Origin of the sequence: Pseudorhodoferax sp. Leaf267 (assembly GCF_001422405.1) — a bacterium.
In the GTDB taxonomy this organism is placed as follows: domain Bacteria; phylum Pseudomonadota; class Gammaproteobacteria; order Burkholderiales; family Burkholderiaceae_C; genus Pseudorhodoferax.
This window is the reverse complement of record NZ_LMMV01000001.1, coordinates 494,940-507,417: the sequence shown is the minus strand read 5'-3', so window position 1 is coordinate 507,417 and position 12,478 is coordinate 494,940. Positions and strand designations below refer to the sequence as shown.

The window sequence follows — 12,478 nt, the reverse complement described above, 5'->3', positions numbered from 1 at the left end:
TGCCCCACCCTGGCTGTCAGGCCGGGCTGCCCAGCCCCATGGCACGCGCCAGATAGGGCGCCGAAGGCCCCGGGCCCCGCGCCACCTCGCACGGCACTCCGCTGGCCACCACGCGCCCGCCCGCATCCCCCGCCCCGGGCCCCATGTCGATGACCCAGTCGCCCTGCGCGGCCACGCGCATGTCGTGCTCCACCAGCACCACGGTCTGCCCTGCATCGACCAGGCCCTGCAGCTGGGTGACCAGCAGCTCGGCATCGTCCGGGTGCAGTCCGGTCGTCGGCTCGTCCAGCACGTACAACGTGTGGCCACGCTGCGCGCGCTGCAGTTCGGTCGCCAGCTTGATGCGCTGGGCCTCGCCGCCCGACAGCTCGGTGGCCGGCTGGCCCAGTCGCAGGTAGCCCAGGCCGATGTCGATCAGCAACTGCAGGCTGCGGCGCACGCCAACCTGGTCGGCAAAGAACTCGGCGGCTTCTGCCACGCTGAGCTGCAGCACTTCGGCGATGTTCTTGCCGCGGTACTGCACGGCCAGCGTGGCAGCGTTGTAGCGCTGGCCCTGGCAGTCCGGGCAGGGCGCATAGACGCTGGGCATGAACAGCAGCTCCACGCTGACGAAACCCTCACCCTCGCAGGTCGGGCAGCGTCCCTTGGCGATGTTGAACGAGAAACGCCCGGCGTCATACCGGCGCTTGCGCGCGGCCGGCGTGTCGGCAAACAGCTTGCGCACGGGATCGAACAAGCCGGTGTAGGTGGCGAGGTTGGAGCGTGGCGTGCGGCCGATGGGCTTTTGGTCCACCTGCACCAGCCGCGTGACCGGGCCCAGCCCGCCTGCGATGCGCCCGGCGACCAGGCCGGCGGCCTGCTCCTCGAGCTCGCCCGCGCCATCTGCCGCGGGCGGCAACCCGTGCCCCAGCGCCATGCGCACGAGATCGGCCAGCGCCGTGCCGACCAGGCTGGACTTGCCGGCCCCCGACAGGCCCGTGACGGTGGTCAGCACCCCGAGCGGGAACGCGACATCCACGCCTTGCAGGTTGTTGCATTGCACGCCCAGCAGCGTGAGCCAGGCCACGGGCTGGCGCGGCGCACGCGGGGGAACCGGCGCGACATCGAACAGATGGCGCGCTGTGCGCGAGGCCGCGACTTGGCGCAGGCCCTCGGGCGGGCCGCTGTACAGCACCTGGCCGCCCTGCTCGCCCGCGCCCGGCCCCACGTCCACGATCCAGTCGGCGCGGGCCACCATGTCCATGTCGTGCTCCACCACCAGCAGCGAGTTGCCGGCGGCCTTGAGCCGGGCCAGCGCCTGCAGCAGCGCCTGTGCGTCGGCCGGGTGCAGGCCGGCCGAAGGTTCGTCCAGCACGTAGACCACGCCGAACAGGTTGGACTGGATCTGCGTGGCCAGCCGCAAGCGCTGCAGTTCGCCGGGCGACAGGCTGGCCGTGCCGCGGTCCAGCGGCAGATAGCCCAGGCCCAGCGCACCCAGGGCCTGCACGCGCTGCAGCACCTCGTGCGCGATGCGTTGGGCGGCGATGCGCTTTTCTTCCGACAGGTTGGCGGTGCGGCGCACGTCGGGCGCCGCGCTGTGGGCTGCGCCGCCGGCTGCCACGCGGCGTGCCGTGTCGCGCTGCGCGGCCTTGCGGGGCAGCACTTGCCCTGCATCCTGCGCCGCCTGCGTGCCCTGCGCCGCCGGTGTCAGCACCTCGGCCAGACGTTGCATGGGCAGCGCCATCAGCGCGGCGATGTTCAGCCCGGCGAAGCGCACCGACAGCGACGCACGCTTGAGCCGCTGGCCCTGGCACTCAGGGCACGGCGTGGCCTGCATGAAGCGCGCGACACGCTTTTTCGTGAGCGCGCTCTGCGTCGTGGCGAAGGTCTGCAGCACATAGCGCCGCGCGCCCGTAAACGTGCCCTGGTAGCTGGGCTCCATGCGGCTGCGCCGGGCCGCGCGCGTCTCGGCCGGCGTGAAGCCGGCATAGACCGGCACGGTGGGGTGCTCCTCGGTGAAGAGGATCCAGTCACGCTCCTTCTTGGGCAGCTCGCGCCAGGGCCTGTCGACGTCGATGCCCATGCTCACGAGGATGTCGCGCAGGTTCTGCCCGCCCCAGGCCGTGGGCCAGGCCGCGACCGCACGCTCGCGGATGGTGAGCGTGTCGTCGGGGACCATGGACTGCTCGGTCACATCGAACACCTGGCCCAGGCCGTGGCAATGCGGGCAGGCACCCTCGGGTGTATTGGGCGAGAAATCCTCGGCGTACAGCATGGGCTGGCCGCGTGGATATTCGCCAGCGCGTGAGTACAGCATGCGCAGCAGCGACGACAGACTCGTCAGGCTGCCCACCGACGAGCGCGCGCCCGGCGTGCCGCGCTGCTGCTGCAGGCCGACTGCCGGGGGCAGGCCCTCGATGCTGTCCACGGCTGGCACGCCCGCCTGCTGGATCAGCCGCCGCGCATAGGGCGCGACAGACTCCAGGTAGCGCCGCTGCGCCTCCGCGTAGATGGTGCCGAAGGCCAGGGAAGACTTGCCCGAGCCCGAGATGCCCGTGAACACCACGAGCGCGTCGCGCGGGATGTCGACGTCGATATTCCTGAGGTTGTGCTCGCGCGCACCGCGCACGCGCACGAAGCCGGCACGCTCAGCCACTCAGGGGCGTGCGGCAGGTTTGCCGGGCGCAACCCCGCGGATCTCGCGTTCGGTGGCGGTCTCGGCCCCTGGCGCGTCGTCACGCCGCATGCCGTAGGCACCATGCTCGGCGTCGGGCTGGCCCATCACGGCGCCACTCGAGCTGATCTGCACGCCGCCCTGGGCCTGCTCCTCGTGCGCCATGCGCTTGCGGTCTTCGGGGAGCGTGGTGGTGGGTTCGCCCGGGGTGGGCGCCGGCGTGCCGGTCTTGGTGTCTTGCATGGGTTTCTCCTGTCCGTTGCACACACCGCCATGGTGCTCGCGCGCGAGACGACGTGGGTAGGACAGGCGCTCCCGTCCTCCAAGGACGAAGGCGGAACGCGCAGCGCGCTCAGCGTTGGCCTGGGCCGCCCAGGGCCTCCACCGCCTTCAGCGTGTTCTGCACATGCGCCTGCGGGTCCGGGCCGTGGTGCGTGAACGCGATTCTGCCGTCCTTGCCGATCACGTAGGAGATGCGGTCGGACATGTCGGCGCTCCAGCTGGACTGGGCGTCGTAGGCCTTGATGACCTTGGCCGACGCATCGGCCGCCACGGCGAACTTGTCGCGGCAGGCCTCGACCGAGAAGCGCTTGAGCGTGTCGATGTTGTCGGCCGAGATGCCGACCACGGTGGCGCCCAGCGCCGCGAAGCGCTCGCTGGCCTCGGCGAACAGGTTGGCCTCGACGGTGCAGCCCTGCGTGAAGGCCTTGGGAAAGAAGTACAGCACCACCGGCCCGCGCTTGAGCGCATCGCCCAGCTGGAAGCTGAAGGTCTTGCCGCCCCGTGCGGCCTCGGTGCTGAACGTGGGTGCGGCGTCGCCGGGCTTGAGCGCGGCGTGTGCGCAGGCCAGCGAGAACACGAGGGTGGCCAGCACGGCGGCGTGGCGAACGAAGGGCTGCAGGGTCACGAGGCATCTCCGGTTGGAATGGGTGCCAGTGTGCCAGCAGGAGCGGCACGCCGCTGTCGGCCCGCAGGCCGCGCTCAGCGCTGCTGCCCCCAGCGCCGCACCGTCAGCCGCTCCAGCGTCGCGAAGCCCAGCGTCTCCACCGCCAGCCCGATCAAGACCACCATCACGAGACCTGCGAACACGCGGTCGGTGTACAGCTCGTTGCGGTTCTGGAAGATGTACCAGCCCAGCCCGCCCTGTCCCGACGAGGCGCCGAACACCAGCTCGGCCGCGATCAGCGTGCGCCAGGCGAAGGCCCAGCCGATCTTCAGGCCCGACAGGATCGCCGGCAGCGCGGCCGGCACCAGGATCGGCAGCACGTAGCGCAGGCCGGTGAGGCCATAGTTGCGCCCGGCCATGCGCAGCGTTTCGGGCACGCCCTGGAAGCCGGCGAAGGTGTTCAGCGCCAGCGGCCACAGCACGGAATGGATCAGCACGAAGACCAGGCTGCCCTTGCCCAGGCCGAACCACAGCAGCGCCAGCGGCAGCAGCGCGATGGCCGGCAGCGGGTTGAACATGGACGTGAGCGTGGACAACAGGTCGCGGCCCAGTTGCGTGGACACGGCCAGCGTGGTCAGCGCGAAGGCCAGCAGCACGCCGGCCACATAGCCCTGCAACAGCACCGCCAGCGAGATGCCGACCTTGTCGATCAGCTCGCCGCTGAGCAGGCCATCCACCAGCGCGCGCGCCGTGGCGGTGAAGGTGGGGAGCAGCAGGTCGTTGTCCTGCCAGCGCGCGAGCCCTTCCCACAGCAGCACGAGCACGGCGAGGATCAGGCCCTTGCGCAGCCAGCCCTGCGACCACAGCCGCGTGGACCAGGGCAAGGCGCGCTCGACGGCGCCCTGCGTGAAGGGTTCGAGCGGCAGCTCGTATTCGGGGCGGATCGTGGGATGCGACGCGCTCATGAAGCGACAGCTCCTTCGTGTTCGAACAGCAGGCCATGGATGCGCTGCGCGGTGGCCTGGAACGCGGCACCACCCGTGCTGTGCAGGCCGAACTCGTGGCTGTTGATCTCGGCGCGCATGCGGCCCGGGTGCGGCGACAGCAGCGCGATGCGGCTGCCCACCACCAGCGCCTCTTCGATCGAGTGCGTGACGAACAGCAGCGTGAAGCGCACCTCGTCCCACAGGGCCAGCAGCTCTTCCTGCATCTTGCGGCGCGTGAGGGCATCCAGCGCGGCGAAGGGCTCGTCCATCAGCAGCACCCGCGGCTGCATGGCCAGCGCGCGGGCGATGGCCACGCGCTGCTTCATGCCGCCCGAGAGCTGGTGCGGATGCACGTCGGCGAACCTGGCCAGGCCCACCTTGTCCAGGTAGTGCAGCGCGCGCTCGGCGGCCTCACGCTTGCCCAGCGTGCGCGAGGCCAGCAGCGGGAACATGACGTTCTGGTGCACCGTCTTCCACGGCGGCAGCTGGTCGAATTCCTGGAAGACGACGATGCGGTCCGGCCCCGGCGCGGTGACGCGGTGGCCGTCCAGCCGGATCTCGCCCTCCACCGGGGCGATGAAGCCGGCCACGGCCTTGAGCAGCGTGGACTTGCCGCAGCCCGAGGGGCCGAGCAGCACGAAGCGCTCGGCCGCGTGCACGTCGAAGCCCACACGGTGCGTGGCGCGCACCACGCGCTCGGGCGTGCGGTACTCCAGGCTCACGCCGTCGACCTGCAGCAGCGGCGAGGGTTCTGCGGCGCGTGCCGGCTGGGCCACGGCGCCCGGTGCGCGCAGGGCCGTGGCCGGCAAACCGTTGCGCATGGCCAGCTCGGCCACGCTCAGTTGCCTTGCGCGGAATGCGCGTCGTCGAAGAAGTAGTCGCGCGCCGAAGCGGGCTTGTTCTTGATCGCGCCCACGCGGTGCATGAACTCGGCCATGGCGTAGGTGTTCTGCGGCGCGGTCTTGAACTGCACCTCGGGGTTCTTGATGATCTTGAGCAGCAGGTCGCGGTCGATCTTCGCGTTGGCCACCTTGATGTAGATGTCGGCCGCCTGCTCGGGGTTGGCGGTGACGAACTGCGCGGCCTCGCTCAACGCGTCGATGAAGGCCTTGTAGGTCTTGGGGCTCTCGCTGCGGAACTTCTCTGTGGCGTACAGCACGGTCGCCGAGGTGGGGCCGCCCATCACGTCGTAGGACTTGAGCACGATGCGCGCCTGCGGATTGCCAGCCAGCACCTGGTCCTGGAACGGCGGGTTGCCGAAGTGGCCGGTGATCTCGGTGCCGCCCTTGACCATGGCGGCGGTGGCGTCCGGGTGCGGCACGGCCACGCTGATCTTGTCCAGGCGGTTGAATTCCTTGTCGCCCCACAGCTTGGCGGACGCCATCTGCAGGTAGCGCGACTGCACCGACACGCCCACGGCCGGCACGGCGATGCGGTCCTTCTCGGTGAAGTCGGCAATCGTCTTCACGTTCGGGTTGTTGGTCGTGAGGTAGTACGGGAAGTTGCCCAGCGAGGCCACGCCCTTCACGTTCTGGCGGCCCTTGGTGCGGTCCCAGATGGTCAGCAGCGGGCCCACGCCGGCACCGGCGATCTCGATGTTGCCGGACAGCAGCGCATCGTTCACGGCCGCGCCGCCCGAGAGCTTGACCCACTCGACCTTGGCGTCCACGCCGGCCGCCTTGGCGTGCTTCTCGATGAGCTTTTGTTCCTGCGCCACGTTGAGCAGCAGGTAGACGATGCCGAATTGCTCGGCGATGCGGATGCGGCCCTCTTGGGCGTGGGCGGCCAGGCTGCCGGCAAGCAGCGAGATGCCGGTGGCGATCACGGCGATGCGGCGGGTGAAACGTGGCATGTGAGGAATCTCCAGGGTGAGCGAAGCCGGCCCGCGGGATGGCGGGCACGGTGCAAAGAAGCGGGGATCAGAAAGGCGTGTCGCCCTCGATCGTGGTGCGGTAGAGCTTGCGGCGTTCGCTGTCCGGCGTGCCGGCGGCCAGGTGCACCACCGAGCGGTTGTCCCAGAACACGATGTCGTGCGGCCGCCACCGGTGGCGCAGCTGGAACTCGGGCTTGGTGCTGGCCGCGAACAACAGGCTCAGCAGCGCGCGGCTCTCGTTCTCGGGCACGCCCACGATGCGCGTCGTGAAGTGCTCGCTGACGAACAGTGCCTTGCGGCCGGTCTCGGGGTGCGTGCGCACCACCGGGTGCACGACGGGCTTGACCTCGTCGAGCTGGGCCTGCGTGAGCGCAGGGCGCCAGGGGCTGCGCGCGCGCAGCTCCTCGTACTTGGCCAGGTAGCTGTGCTCGGCCTTGAGCGTGGCGATGCGTTCCTTCACGCTCTGCGGCAAGGCCTCGTAGGCCGCATGCTGGTCGGCGAACAAGGTGTCGCCGCCCTCGTTCGGCAGCTCCTGCGCGTGCAGCAACGAGCCCAGGCTAGGCCTTTCCTTGTACGACAGGTCCGAGTGCCAATAGTGGCCGGCATCGCCCAGGCCGATGGGCTCGCCGTTCTCCTTGATGTTGGAGACGATCAGCACCTCGGGCGTGCCGGCGAGCTGGAATTTCTTCTGCACATGGATCTGCAGCGGGCCGAAGCGGCGGCTGAAGGCGACGTGCTCGGCGGGCGTGATGCGCTGGTCGCGCAACACCAGCACGTGGTGCGCCAGGTGCGCGCGGTGGATGGTCGCGAAATCGGCGGCGTTCAGCGGCTTGGACAGGTCCAGGCCCACCACCTCGGCGCCGAAGGGCGCATCGAAACGCCGCACGTCGAACGCTTGGGAGGGCGTGGGGTCGGCGGCAACACCGGGTTGCAAGGTCTCGGGAAGGGCAGACATCGGGCGGGCGCCGTCGGCGCAATGGAGGCAGATCCACGCACTGTACGGGTGGGCCTGCCCCGGACAAACGACAGTTTTCTTGCTTGCTTATGCCGACCCGATCTGATGGCCTGCGCCGCGGGCGGCACGCGGCACGTCCTCGCTCACCAGCGCGCGCCGAACTGCTGGCGCAACTCCTCGATCTGCTCTTGCCCGAGCGGCGCCGGCTTGGCCAGCAGCCACAGCCGGGCCGTCTCCTCCAGCTCCTCGAGCACCGCCATCGCCGCTGCCGGGCTGTCGTGCCACACGTTGGGGCCCAGGCGCGCCAGCATCACGGCGCGGATCGCGCGGCCGTCGTGCGCGTACCGGGCGATGGCATCGGCCACGGCCTCGGCCGCCTCGGGCGCCCCGGGGCGGCGGTAGCCGATGTGCGGCACGCGGCCGACCTTCATCACGAAATACGGCGTGATGGGTGGCAGCAGTTCCTCGGCATCGCCATGCTGCAGCGAGCACGCGACCAGGTGCGTGCTGTGCGTGTGGATGATGCAGCGCGCCGGCTGCGGCGTGGCCGCGCTGGCCTCGTAGATGCGGCGGTGCAGCACGATGGTCTTGCTGGCGCGGTCGCCGTCCACCTGCCGGCCCTCGGCGTCCAGCCGCGCCAGGCGCTGCGGGTCCAGCAGGCCCAGGCAGGCATCGGTCGGCGTGATCAGGTAACCGTCTGCCAGGCGCACGCTGATGTTGCCGGCCGTGGCGTGCACGTAGCCGCGCTCGAACAGGCTGCGCCCCACGCGCACGATCTCGGCGCGGGCCGTGGCGTCGTCCAGGTCATGACTCATGGCGTGGCAAAGGCCTTGGTGAAGAAATCCGGCGTGCCGAAGTTGCCCGACTTCAGCGTGATGTGCAGGCCCTCGGGCACCACGTCGCTGGTGGCGAAGCACCAGGGCACGCCAGGGTCGATCTGCGCGCCGATGCGCATCTGCGCGATGCCGAGTGCCTGCACGCAGGCGCCGGAGGTTTCGCCACCGGCCACGACCAGCTGCCGCACGCCGGCCTGCACGAGGCCGCGCGCGATGCCGGCGATCGCGTCCTCCACCATCGCACCGGCCTGCTCCACGCCGAGCCGGCCCTGGATCGCGCGCACGGCCGCAGGCTCGGCCGTGGAATAGACCAGCACCGGGCCGCTGGCCAGCCTGCCCCCCGCCCAGGCCAGCGCCTCGCCGACCACATCGGCACCGCTGGCGATGCGCAGCGGGTCGAGCGCCAGCGCCGGCCGGCCGCTGGCGATGAACTCGGCCACCTGCCGGTTGGTCGCCACCGAGCAGCTGCCCGACACCACGGCCTGCAGGCCGGCGGCCGGGGGCAAGGCGGCGGCCTGCGCATCCGGTGCGATGCCGAAGTTCTGCGGTAGCCCGATGGCCACGCCCGAGCCCGCCGTGACGAGCGGCATGCCCTGCAGCGCCTGGCCCAGCGTGACGAGATCGGCATTGGCCAGCGCATCGACGATCGCAATGCCCACGCCCTGTGCCTGCAATGCGGCAAAGCGCGCGCGGATCGCATCCGGCCCCTGGGCGACGGCCTGGTAGTCCACCAGACCGACCTTGTGCCGCGTCTGCGGCTGCAGCACGCGCACGAGATTGGGATCGGTCATGGGCGTGAGTGGGTGGTCCTGCATGCCGCTCTCGTTGAGCAGCACGTCGCCCGCGAACAGGTAGCCCTTGAAGACGGTGCGCTTGTTGTCCGGAAAGGCCGGCGTGGCGATCGTGAAGCGCGTCTCCAGCGCCTGCATCAGCGCGTCGGTCACGGGCCCGATGTTGCCCGCGGGCGTGCTGTCGAAGGTGGAGCAGTATTTGAAGTAGATCTGCTGGGCACCCTGGGCCCGGAGCCACTGCAGCGCTGCCAGCGACTGGGCCACGGCCTCGTCCGGCGCGATGGTGCGGCTCTTGAGCGCGACGACGACGGCGTCGGCCTGCGTGTCCAGCGGGCCCTCGGGCACGCCGATGGCCTGCACCACGCGCATGCCGGCGCGCACCAGGTTGTTGGCCAGGTCGGTCGCACCCGTGAAGTCGTCGGCGATGCAGCCGAGCACGATGGCCGGGGCGGTCTTGCGGTCGGTGTGTGGTGTCATGGCAGGCAGTGTGGTGCTGGAGGCCACGACATGCTATCCGGGGCAACGCTTGGGCGGTTGCAGCCACCCGCCAGGCCATCGGCGCGCCGTATGCTGGCGCCATGACCCCTCCACCGCTTCCCACCCTCGACTTCGCCGCCGTGCGCCGCGCCCTGCTCGCACGCGAGGAGATCGCCCTGCTCGACCTGCGCGAAGAAGACCCGTTCGCCCAATGCCACCCGCTATGGGCCGCCAACCTGCCGCTGTCGCGCATCGAGCTCGACGCCTGGCGCCGCATCCCGCGCCGCGACACCACGCTCGTGCTGTACGGCGAGCACGACGGCGAAGACCTGGTGCCGCGCGGGGCCGCCGTGCTGGCCGCGCTGGGCTACACGCGCCTGTTCGCGCTGGCCGGTGGACTGGCCGGCTGGCAGGCCGCCGGCGGCGAGGTGTTCCGCGACGTGAACGTGCCGAGCAAGGCCTTCGGCGAGCTGGTCGAGCACATGCGCCACACGCCCTCGCTGGCGGCCGAAGAGGTGCAGGCCCTGATCGCCTCGGGCGCCGACGCCGTGGTGGTCGACGCGCGCCGCTTCGACGAGTACCAGACCATGAGCATCCCCGGCGCGACCAGCGTGCCCGGCGCCGAGCTGGTCTTGCGCGTGCGTGCGCTGGCGCCCGACCCGCGCACCCAGGTCATCGTGAACTGCGCCGGCCGCACGCGCAGCATCATCGGCACGCAGTCGCTCGTGAACGCAGGCCTGCCCAACCCCGTGGCGGCGCTGCGCAACGGCACCATCGGCTGGCTGCTCGCGGGCCAGGTGCTGGACCACGGCGCAAGCCGGCGCGCACCGGCCGCGGTCGACCCGCAGCACCTGGCCGCCGCGCAGGAGGCCGCGGCGCAACTGGCCGAGCGGGCCGGCGTGCGCACCATCGCGCCCGAGGCGCTGGCCCGGCTGCGCGCCGCGCCGGGCCGCACGGTGCATGCCTTCGACGTGCGCACGCCCGAGGAATACGCGGCCGGCCACCTGCCCGGCTTTGCCAACGTGCCCGGCGGCCAGCTCGTGCAGGAGACCGATCACCAGGTGCCCGTGCGCGGCGCGGCCATCGTTCTCGCCGACGACGACGGCGTGCGTGCGCGCATGACGGGCTCATGGCTCGCGCAGATGGGCTGGGACGTGCACGTGCTCGCAGGCCCGCGTGCGGCCGACGGCGGCGAGACCGGCGCGCAGCCCGCGGTGCTGCCGCCCGCGCCCGATGCCGGGCGCCTCACGCCCGCGCAGCTGCAGGCCGCGCTGGCCGATGGCAACACGCTGGTGCTCGACCTCGGCCCGGGCCAGGCCTACGTCCAGGCCCACATCCCGGGCGCCTGGTTCGCCATCCGCGCGCAGCTGCGCCAGGCGCTGGGCGCCCTGCCGCCCGCCGCGCGCTATGTGCTGACCAGCGCGGACGGAGCGCTGGCGCCGTATGCCGCGGCCGACCTGCGCGCGTTGCTGGCCGCGCGCCAGGACCCCGCACAGGTGCTGGTGCTGGACGGCGGCACGAACGCATGGGCCGCGGCCGGCCTGCCGCTGGAAGGCGGCGAAGCCCGCCTGGCCACGCCGCGCACCGACCGCTACCGCCGGCCCTACGAGGGCACGGACGCGCCGCGCGCAGCCATGCAGGCGTACCTGGATTGGGAGTTCGGCCTGGTCGAGCAACTGGGCCGGGACGGCACGCACCACTTCCACGTGGCGTGAGGTCTCGCCCGGCGGCCGGGTCTCAGGAGCGGCGCGCGACCCAGTAGGTCGCGCCGGCGGCGCCGTAGCGCTCCGAATGCACGGTGCCGCGCGCCAGCACGAAGGTGTCGCCAGGCTGCAGGTGCCGCGTGCCCTGCGCGTCGCCGAGCCACATCTCGCCATCCACGACGAGCGCCTCGGCGTCGAAGGGGTGCGCATGGTCGTCGATGACCTGGTGCGGCGCCCAGCTGCGCGCCATCGCCTCGTCGAAGCCGGCTGCCAGTGCCGCGGTGCGGAACGCCTCGAGCGTGGTCGCGGCCTGCAGGGAAGGATGGATCGCGGGCATCTCAGCGCCCCAGCCAATGGCCGACGGCGATCGCGCATCCGCCTGCCTGGATGAGCGCGCCCAGCAGCAGGCGCCCGCGGTGAAGCCGGGTGGTGGGGAAGGTGGCAAGTGTGTGCATGGGCGCCATGCTATTGCCGCCGCAGCGCCTTGGCCAGACACGGCATTCAATCGCAGCGATAGCCTGCCCTGCAACACACCCAAGCCCTGCCGAAGCGCGCCGGCGCGGCATCCACGCGCGTGCACGCCTGACGGGCAAACCGCTGCGCGATGCTGCTCAGGCGGGCGTGAGCGGGCTCACGGCCTGACTTCGTCCGCCACCAGCGCGTCCGCGCGCGCCCGGCTGCGCCAGACGATCTCGGCGTTGAGCCCGTCGTTGCGCGCGATGCGGGCCAGGGCCTCCTCTGGCGTGATGCCCCAGGCCGCCTGGTGGCGCGCCGCCAGACGCGCCATGGCCACCTCGCGCGGCACGTCGAGAAACCAGCAGGCGTCCATGGCGCCGCGCAAGTTCCAGCCGTGCGCGTCGTGCAGCAGGTACAGGCCTTCCAGCAGCACCAGGCGCACCGAGGGTGGCACGTGGATCGCATCGGCCACCGGGTCGCCCACGCCGTGTTCGAAGCCGGGCCAGGTCAGGCTCTGTGCCGCCTGTGAACGCAGCAAGGCCAGCCGCTGTGCCAGGCCCTGCGGATCGAAGGTCCAGGGTGCGCCGCGGCGCAGCAAGGCCGCATCCGGATCGGGGAAGGCACGCAGTTGCGCACGCGTGAGATGGAAGCCGTCCATGCCCAGCGCCATGGCCACGGGCGCGCCGGCCGCCAGGTTCACCGCGCCGGCCAGCGCCTGCGCGATGGTGCTCTTGCCCGAGCCCGGCAGGCCGGCAATGCCCACGATCCAGCGCCGTGGCGGCATCTGTCGCAACAGGCCGAGCAGGTGGTCGACAGGACCGTGCAGGAGGGGTGGCGAAGCGGACATGGGCCGGATCGTAGC

General features: G+C 71.4%; 12 protein-coding genes. 1 reads left to right on the top strand and 11 read right to left on the bottom strand.

Going from position 1 to position 12,478, the window contains the following annotated elements:
- Positions 1 to 16: 16 nt before the first annotated feature.
- The 9 genes from ASF43_RS02240 to otnK all read right to left on the bottom strand — a co-directional run bounded on the left by ASF43_RS02240 (position 17) and on the right by otnK (position 9,457).
- Positions 17 to 2,635, bottom strand: coding sequence for an excinuclease ABC subunit UvrA (locus ASF43_RS02240; RefSeq protein ID WP_056176028.1), 2,619 nt, complete (start codon positions 2,633 to 2,635; stop codon positions 17 to 19).
- On the bottom strand, positions 2,636 to 2,896 hold the full coding sequence (locus ASF43_RS02235) for a hypothetical protein (protein WP_056176025.1): 261 nt from the start codon (positions 2,894 to 2,896) through the stop codon (positions 2,636 to 2,638).
- A 109-nt stretch (positions 2,897 to 3,005) separates the two neighbouring features.
- Complete coding sequence (locus tag ASF43_RS02230) at positions 3,006 to 3,554, bottom strand: peroxiredoxin (protein ID WP_200932447.1); 549 nt, start codon at positions 3,552 to 3,554, stop codon at positions 3,006 to 3,008.
- 80 nt (positions 3,555 to 3,634) lie between these two features.
- Positions 3,635 to 4,504, bottom strand: coding sequence for an ABC transporter permease (locus ASF43_RS02225; protein ID WP_056176022.1), 870 nt, complete (start codon positions 4,502 to 4,504; stop codon positions 3,635 to 3,637).
- Positions 4,501 to 5,346, bottom strand: coding sequence for an ABC transporter ATP-binding protein (locus ASF43_RS02220; protein ID WP_056178021.1), 846 nt, complete (start codon positions 5,344 to 5,346; stop codon positions 4,501 to 4,503). Before ASF43_RS02220 ends, ASF43_RS02225 begins: the two co-directional genes overlap by 4 nt.
- Before the next feature lie 17 nt (positions 5,347 to 5,363).
- Positions 5,364 to 6,377: an ABC transporter substrate-binding protein gene (locus ASF43_RS02215; RefSeq protein WP_056176020.1), complete on the bottom strand. Its 1,014-nt coding sequence runs from the start codon at positions 6,375 to 6,377 to the stop codon at positions 5,364 to 5,366.
- Positions 6,378 to 6,444: 67 nt separating this feature from the next.
- Entirely contained in the window at positions 6,445 to 7,353 is a 909-nt protein-coding gene (locus ASF43_RS02210; protein ID WP_056176018.1) for a TauD/TfdA family dioxygenase, read from the bottom strand.
- A gap of 143 nt (positions 7,354 to 7,496) precedes the next feature.
- The gene (locus tag ASF43_RS02205) at positions 7,497 to 8,168 is read right to left on the bottom strand and encodes an aldolase (protein ID WP_369803211.1); all 672 of its coding nucleotides are present in this window, start codon (positions 8,166 to 8,168) and stop codon (positions 7,497 to 7,499) included.
- Positions 8,165 to 9,457, bottom strand: a complete 1,293-nt coding sequence (otnK, locus tag ASF43_RS02200) for a 3-oxo-tetronate kinase (RefSeq protein ID WP_056178018.1) — start codon at positions 9,455 to 9,457, stop codon at positions 8,165 to 8,167. Before otnK ends, ASF43_RS02205 begins: the two co-directional genes overlap by 4 nt.
- 101 nt (positions 9,458 to 9,558) lie before the next feature.
- Here otnK and ASF43_RS02195 point away from each other — a divergent pair, with 101 nt between their 5' ends.
- Positions 9,559 to 11,172, top strand: a complete 1,614-nt coding sequence (locus ASF43_RS02195) for a rhodanese-like domain-containing protein (RefSeq protein WP_056176016.1) — start codon at positions 9,559 to 9,561, stop codon at positions 11,170 to 11,172.
- Between the two features lie 22 nt (positions 11,173 to 11,194).
- On the opposite strand, the gene ASF43_RS02190 is transcribed toward ASF43_RS02195, so the two are convergent.
- Positions 11,195 to 11,497, bottom strand: a complete 303-nt coding sequence (locus ASF43_RS02190; protein ID WP_056176013.1) for a cupin domain-containing protein — start codon at positions 11,495 to 11,497, stop codon at positions 11,195 to 11,197.
- 294 nt (positions 11,498 to 11,791) lie between these two features.
- Positions 11,792 to 12,463: a hypothetical protein gene (locus ASF43_RS02185; RefSeq protein WP_056176010.1), complete on the bottom strand. Its 672-nt coding sequence runs from the start codon at positions 12,461 to 12,463 to the stop codon at positions 11,792 to 11,794.
- Positions 12,464 to 12,478: the final 15 nt, after the last annotated feature.